Origin of the sequence: Brevundimonas sp. P7753, from assembly GCF_013386595.1 — a bacterium.
Classification (GTDB): Bacteria; Pseudomonadota; Alphaproteobacteria; order Caulobacterales; family Caulobacteraceae; genus Brevundimonas; species Brevundimonas bullata.
Genome location: NZ_JACARP010000284.1, coordinates 1 through 355 on the forward strand (window position 1 = coordinate 1; position 355 = coordinate 355).

Genomic DNA, 355 nt, shown 5'->3' on the forward strand with positions numbered 1-355 from the left:
AACGGCACCAGCCGAGTGACTCGCTAAGCGTCGGTTGTAGAAACACAAAACCCCCAACCGGGTGACTGGTTGGGGGTTTTTTATTGTATGGGGCGAGGTTGGCTGTACCGGCGATCTGAAGTGAGTGCGCTGTCGTTCCCGCTAAAAATGCAGGCAATAAAAAACCGCCACGAAAAGGCGGTTTTTTATTTGCAATACCAGTTTGCAGCTGACATTGCGTGCTCACAGGAAACAATGACCTGCGAGAAATACTACTGTTGGCCTTTGCATGACGAAAGATAAGACGATAAGTGGCGGATCTTATTGTTGGGTTTTATTTTGAGAATTGTTTTGCAAAATAAGGCAACAAATCCAG

The 355-nt window shown here is 46.5% G+C and carries 1 protein-coding gene; it reads right to left on the reverse strand.

Going from position 1 to position 355, the window contains the following annotated elements; translation table 11 throughout:
* Positions 1-226 (reverse strand): hypothetical protein (locus HX774_RS19880; protein WP_218650552.1); only part of this gene is annotated, 226 nt, incomplete at its 3' end.
* Between the last annotated feature and the right edge of the window lie 129 nt (positions 227-355).